7 protein-coding genes are annotated in these 5,442 nt (G+C 66.8%); all 7 read right to left on the reverse strand.

Annotation, left to right across the window (positions count from 1 at the left end):
- On the reverse strand, positions 1-681 hold a 681-nt coding region (locus SPR01S_RS20335), incomplete at its 3' end, for an ATP12 family chaperone protein (RefSeq protein ID WP_066593485.1).
- Complete coding sequence (locus SPR01S_RS20340; RefSeq protein ID WP_066593480.1) at positions 678-926, reverse strand: hypothetical protein; 249 nt, start codon at positions 924-926, stop codon at positions 678-680. The genes SPR01S_RS20335 and SPR01S_RS20340, both read right to left, overlap by 4 nt.
- Positions 923-1,594: an HAD-IA family hydrolase gene (locus SPR01S_RS20345; RefSeq protein WP_066593482.1), complete on the reverse strand. Its 672-nt coding sequence runs from the start codon at positions 1,592-1,594 to the stop codon at positions 923-925. Before SPR01S_RS20345 ends, SPR01S_RS20340 begins: the two co-directional genes overlap by 4 nt.
- Positions 1,591-2,187 carry an FMN-binding negative transcriptional regulator gene (locus SPR01S_RS20350; RefSeq protein WP_066593483.1) on the reverse strand — a complete coding sequence of 199 codons (597 nt, stop codon included), beginning with the start codon at positions 2,185-2,187 and terminating at the stop codon, positions 1,591-1,593. Before SPR01S_RS20350 ends, SPR01S_RS20345 begins: the two co-directional genes overlap by 4 nt.
- A gap of 159 nt (positions 2,188-2,346) precedes the next feature.
- Positions 2,347-3,618, reverse strand: a complete 1,272-nt coding sequence (locus SPR01S_RS20355; RefSeq protein ID WP_066593484.1) for an RluA family pseudouridine synthase — start codon at positions 3,616-3,618, stop codon at positions 2,347-2,349.
- Positions 3,615-3,986 (reverse strand): fluoride efflux transporter CrcB, encoded by a 372-nt coding sequence (gene crcB / locus SPR01S_RS20360; RefSeq protein WP_245662145.1) that lies wholly within the window; start codon positions 3,984-3,986, stop codon positions 3,615-3,617. The genes SPR01S_RS20355 and crcB overlap by 4 nt, the downstream gene beginning before the upstream one ends.
- Positions 3,987-4,334: 348 nt before the next feature.
- Positions 4,335-5,114: a hypothetical protein gene (locus SPR01S_RS20365; protein WP_066593497.1), complete on the reverse strand. Its 780-nt coding sequence runs from the start codon at positions 5,112-5,114 to the stop codon at positions 4,335-4,337.
- Positions 5,115-5,442 lie beyond the last annotated feature (328 nt).

Here is a 5,442-nt window from a genome sequence, read left to right on the forward strand (position 1 = left end):
GGCTACGAGGCTCAGGAATCGCGCTGCGGCGTCGAACTCGCGCTGGTGTGCTTCGCGCGTTTTCACCGCCAGATCGTCCTCGCCCCACTGCTCGGCCTGCCAATCCTCGTCGAGATTGGCGGCGGCCCAGGCGGCATCGGCTGGCATCGCGCGTTCGGCAAGCGCGAGCGCGAGCACTAATGACCCGGTAATCGTGACGATCGGCGACAGCGGAGCGAGCTCGAACGCCGGTCGCGCGGCGATCGCCGCGCCGAGCCGCTCGATGGTGGCGTCTGGTTGGGCGCGGTGGATCACCCCGGTCACGATCTCGAAATGGACGTCATAGCGGTCGCGCGCCCAATCGAGCGGTGGGTTCCATAAAGCGGCCTGGCGCTCCACGAGATCGGGGGGGCCATCGGCGCGATAACACAGCAGGTCACTCTCGCCATACGCCGCCAGGCCGGCGGCGAACGCGGCAGGATCAGGGCCGATCCGGTCGATCGCGGCATTGGCCAGGCCGGTCAGCGGCATCGCGCGGGGATCAATATCGCCAGCGACCGCACGCCATTCGTCGGCGACGGCTTCGGCCAGGGCGGCGGTCGGCAGCAACAGCGGCACGCGGCCGGGCGTGCGCACCGGCCGGTCGTCGAGCCGCACGCCGAGCTCGGCGTCGACCGTCACGTCCTTCCAGAACCGTTTCATCGCCGCGTCTTGGTCGTCCGCTTGGGCGGTTCGTCGGCGGTGCGCCAGCGATGCGCGAGCGAGGCGGGAACCGCCCAGGACATGTAGAGCGCCGACAGCACGATCGCGACGCCCAGCACCTTTGGAGGCCAGGTCGGCGCACGCCCGATCAGGATCACCGCAAACACCGCGCCGGCGATCGCGAGCAGGCGGATAGCGGTGATGATCAACCAACGGTTGCGGGATTGGACGGCGGAATCGGTCATCGTGCCTCCAGATGATGCGGCAGGTCGGCGACTGCAAGCGCCACGCCGTGAGCGCCGGCGGCGACGAGTTCCTCCGTGGGATGGTAGCCCCAGGCGACTCCCACCGCGCGGACCCCGGCATTGACCGCCATCAATATGTCGAAGCTCGTGTCGCCGATCATCACCGTGCGCGCCGGGTCTGCGCCGGCTTCCGCGATCGCCGCCGCGATCATCGACGGATGCGGCTTGGAGGGATGGCGGTCCGCGGTCTGCAGCGTCACGAAATGGTGCTTCAGGCCATGCGCGGTCAGGATATGATCGAGCCCGCGGTCGGATTTGCCGGTCGCGACTCCCAGCATCCAGCCATCGCCGGCGAGCTGCTCGACGATCGCGTCGATGCCGTCGAACAGGGGCTCATCGGCGAGCGCGCCACTGGTCCGCATCGCAAAGAATTTGTCCTTATACGCCTGGGCCAGCCGACGGTGATCGACGTCGGCTGCGTCGGGGAGCAGTGCCTGCATGGCTTCGACCAGGCTCAGCCCGACGATGCGGCGGATGCGGTCGCGCGAGGGCACTTCGACCCGCGCCTCGCTCAGCGCTTCCTCGACCGCGCGGCAGATATTGGCCTGGCTGTCGACCAAGGTCCCGTCGCAATCGAAGATCGCCAGCTTGGTTGTAGGGTTGCTCACGCGTTGCGCATCCAGTGCGCTATGCCGCGCCGTCCCGATGCCTCGACACCGTCGGCGGCCGACAGTCGTGCCGCTTCCGGCTTGTTCTGGCCCAGCTTCAGCGTGCCGCGCCATGCGGCGATCTCCAGCCGGAAGCCGACGATCGCACTGGTCATCTTGTCGAACAGCGCCGGGTCCATTTTGCCCCGAGTCCATGGCGCCTTGTCGAGCCGGCCTTCCTGCTGGGCCGTCAGTTGATCGACCTGCGCGACCAGCGCGTCATGTTCCATCCGCCGCATCGTGCCTTCGAGTTCGACCGCGACGTAATTCCAGGTCGGGACCTGATTGTCGTCGAGGCCGTACCAGTCCGGGCTGACATAGCCGTCGGGCCCTTGCGCTACGAACAAGGCGGTCGCGCCATCGAGGTGACGAGAGATGCCATTGCCGCGCGCGAGGTGGAGGCCGAGCGTCGTGTCGTCGAGCCACACGATGGGAACATGCGCGACACGCGGTCCGTCGGGCGTCGCGCAGAACAACGCACCGAAGCCGAGCTCGGTGACGAGCGCGCGCATCGCGTCGCGATCTTCCCAGCGGAACGCGGCATTGGGATGCATCAATCGTCCATTCCTACAACACCTCCCCGGCGAAGGCCGGGGCCCAGTTGCGATGTCAGGTGCGATCCAGCGTCTCGCGTCGCTACAAAGCAACCCGACACTGGGCCCCGGCCTTCGCCGGGGAGGGATGATGGGGAAGGGGCGACCATAAGGTGATTCTCAGCGGCCCCTGCGAGGCGGGCCCTTGGGGCTTGCGGACTTGGGCCCCGAGGACGGAGGACCGGAAGATTTGCGACTTCCGGGCTTGGGACCCGCCGATCTGGAACCCGCAGGCTTGCCGTTCGAAGTCTTGGGGCCAGCGGCCTTGGCGCCGGCAGGTTTGGGACGCGATCCTGACTTGCGCGGCTCGACCGCGGCACCGCGGCTGCGGCGTTCGCCCTTGCGTTCCTTGCGCACGGTCTTGGCGTGCGCTTTTGCCCAGGCCTTTTTCACCTGTTTGGTCGGCGGGGCCGGTTCGTCGAGCGGCATCATGTTGCCCGCCATCTGGTCGAAGCCCAGTCCGGCCAGGCTTTCGGCGAAATGGGTCGGCAATTCGGCCTCGACATCGATCTTGCCGCCATCGGGATGATCGACCGCGATGCGCCGCGAATGGAGGTGCATCTTGCGGCTGATCCCGCCGCTCAGAAAGGCTTCGGGACCGCCATATTTGCCGTCGCCGACGATCGGGTGGCCGATAGCGGCCATGTGCACGCGCAATTGATGCGTGCGGCCGGTGAACGGCTGTAACTCGACCCAGGCGGCGCGATTGCCGGCGCGCTCGATCACGCGATAGCGCGAGCGGGCGGGCTGGCCCTCGGCTTCGTCGACATGCATCTTCTCGCCGCCGGTGCCGGGCTGCTTGGCAATCGGCAGTTCGATCATGCCGTCCTCGATCGACGGCACGCCGACGACCAATGCCCAATAGACCTTCTTGGCGGTGCGCCCCGAAAACGCCTTGGCGAAGAAGGCCGCCGCGCGCGACGTGCGCGCGACGAGCAAGGCGCCCGACGTATCCTTGTCGAGCCGGTGGACCAGCTTCGGCCGTCCGTCATTGTCGAATTGCAGCGCGTCGAGCAGGCCGTCGACATGCTGGTGGGTCTTGGTCCCACCTTGCGTCGCCAGCCCGGGCGGTTTGTTGAGCACGAAGGCCTGCGGATCCTGGTGGATCACCAACTCGCGCGCGAAGGCGACCTCGTCATCGGTAAGGGGAGGGCGCTCGCGCTTCGGCTTCCCGGCCACCGCGACCGGCTCGGGTGGCGGGAAGCGCAAGGTCTGTCCCGCGGCAATCCGGTCGCCCGGCGCCGCGCGCGCGCCATCAACCCTTAATTGCCCGGTCCGCGCCCATTTGGCGACGGTGGTGAAGCTGGTGTCGGGCAGATGCCGCTTGAACCAGCGATCCAGCCGGATGTCGTCGTCATCGGGCGCGACGATGAAAGTGCGGATCTCGCTCATGCCACTGCCCGAATGAGATGCAGCCCGGCGAACAGCGCGAGGATCGAGCCGATCGCCGAGACCAGCACATACACGATCGCGATGCCCAATTGGCCGCGCTCGATCATCAGCACGGTGTCGAGCGAGAAGGAGGAGAAGGTGGTGAAGCCGCCAAGCACCCCAACACCGAGCAGCAAGCGTGTATGTTCGCTGCCGCCGGCGCGCGCGAGGATTCCGGCTAGCACGCCCATCAGGAACCCGCCGATCAGGTTCACGGCGAGCGTGCCCCAAGGGTAATCGGGACCGAACCAGCCGAGCGTCAGCTTGCCGACGAGGAAGCGCGCCGCGCTGCCCAGGGCACCGCCCGCCATGACGAGAAGGAAATTCATTCGCGCGCTGTAGCCGCACGCGGGCGGATGAACAAATGCGGGGTTGGAGAACTGAGAAATGGGGCGACGTTACTCTCCCCTCCCGCTTGCGGGAGGGGCTGGGGGAGGGCCTGTGATAAGTCCGCCAGTTGACACGCCCTCCCCTAACCCCTCCCGCAGGCGGGAGGGGAATTTGAGCATCGAAGGAAGTAGCCTGGAGGCTCGGTGGGCCCCGGACTGCGCCGGGACGATCGCCGCTCTGCGGCGATCGGTTTTCAGCATCGACGCGAACGGCGACCCTTGCTGTCCGTTATCGGGAGGGGCGGGCTCGCGTCGATGCTGAAGCGGCTAGAAGAGATGAGAACCCGATCAGTTCCCGTTATTTGCGACTAAATCGACTTCGGTCCTGCCGTCGCCGCGCTTTTCGACGTAAATGACATAGGCGCCGCCGTCCTTGCCTCGGACGCCGCCCAGGACGTGCTGCCCGCCATCGGCCTGATGTTCGGCCGAATAACCGGCGGCGGTGACGCGGCCATAATAGAAATCGATCACGCTCTGGACCGAGGCGCCGGTCGAGAAGCTGACGACGCGGAGCGCGCAGCCATTGCCGGCGACACCTGCCGCCTCGTCGACGCGGGCGTCGGGATAGAGCGGGATGTCAGCGGGCAGGCGCTGCACCCAGGCGGTCGAATATTGAAGGCCGCGCGCGCAGCCCGATGTGCGCTTGTCGGCCTGGCGTTGCGCCAGTGCGCCGAGCGTCACGGAATCGCGCTTCACCTTGCATTGCGGACAATCGCCGGCCGGGGCGGGTGCCGGCTTGCTGCCGCCGCTCGAAGATCCGGTGCCGTCGGCGATGGTGGTGCCGTCGGTCTTGGACGGAGCCACCGAATCGGGCGGCGTCGCCCCCGAATAAGGCTGTTGCGGCGGACGAACGGCGTCGTTGTTGGCCTGACCGGTCAGCGCGGGGTCGACCATGATCTGGTCCTGGAGCGCGCTCATCATCGCCGGGTCGCGGCTGTTGCCCGTCGTATTGCCGGCCAGTTCCGCATCGAGCGAATCGATATTGCTGTCGGCGGGCGGCTTCGATCCGCACGCCGCGAGGACGAGCGGGGCGAGCGCCCAAGCCAGGTTGCGAAAGGTGATGGCCACCCAAAAAACTCCGATCGGTTCGGCGTTCGCCATGCGCCTGGAATGGTTAAGAAACGGCCCATGATATCGACATTGGACTTGCGCCTTTAGTGTATTGCCCACATATAACGCGTCATGTTCAACGTGCTCTCGATCGTCATCGGCGTGATCCTGCTGGTCGTCACGCTCGTCGCTCCAGGGTCTGTACTCAATTAGCACGAGGTCGTGACGGAGCCGATTTTGGTGTCCGGCGAGGAGCAAGGAGGGAGCGATGCTGTAGGCATCGTGACCGACGCGCGACGACGTCCGGGCGCCAAAATCGGCCCGCAGCTTCGCGGTTGCCCGCAGG

The organism is Sphingomonas pruni NBRC 15498, assembly GCF_001598455.1.
Lineage (GTDB): Bacteria > Pseudomonadota > Alphaproteobacteria > Sphingomonadales > Sphingomonadaceae > Sphingomonas > Sphingomonas pruni.